Annotated in this window: 1 protein-coding gene; it reads left to right on the forward strand. The window is 37.4% G+C overall.

Annotated elements, in window-relative coordinates:
• On the forward strand, positions 1–725 hold a 725-nt coding region (locus tag BD31_RS03930; protein WP_008298902.1), incomplete at both ends, for a hypothetical protein.

The following is a 725-nucleotide window of genomic DNA, read 5'->3' on the forward strand; positions in this document are numbered from 1 at the left end:
TTTAGCAAATGGAGATATCCCTGACGCTCAAGCAAAACTAGCAATTGCAAACGATCTTCTGGAAGAGTTGTTTGCACAGATGAACAATTTGGCCAGTGATCCAGAAAATAACGATGATAGAATTGATGCATTTGCAGAAAAGACAATTACCGAAATCAAAAGCTTACTTGAAAATGGAAATAAAATTGGTTTAACACAAAATACGATTAATGAATTACAAGCAACACTAGCAATTTTAGAAAGTGGAGATGCTGAATTGATCTTAGCAGCTACAAGTGAGGATACAAATCTAGCCAAAGAACTCAAAGAAGTAAACAAAGTAGAGGAAACACAACAAAAGACAGAGAACAAGGCTGAAGAGAAAGCAGTGAGAGATGAAAATAAGGCAGATGAGAAAGAACTAAGAGAATCAAACCCAGAAGCAGCACAACAACTCAAAGTAGACAACAAGGAAGTTGAAAAAGAGCAAAAGGCTGAGAACAAGGCTGAAGAGAAAGTTCTAAGAGAAGAGAATAAGGAGGCTGAGAAGGCACTGAGAGATTATCTCAAACTCATTAGCATTAATTCATACTTTTCATATGACGATGACTGGGAAGAAGAACCAACAGAATCAGACTATAACGATGTAACAGATACCCCAACGGATAAAGATCTAAAGAAGCAACTCAAGGCAGAAGCAAAAGCACAGAAAGATGCTGAAAAGGCACTCAAAAAAGCACAGAAGC

Origin of the sequence: Candidatus Nitrosopumilus salarius BD31, assembly GCF_000242875.2 — an archaeon.
GTDB lineage: Archaea > Thermoproteota > Nitrososphaeria > Nitrososphaerales > Nitrosopumilaceae > Nitrosopumilus > Nitrosopumilus salarius.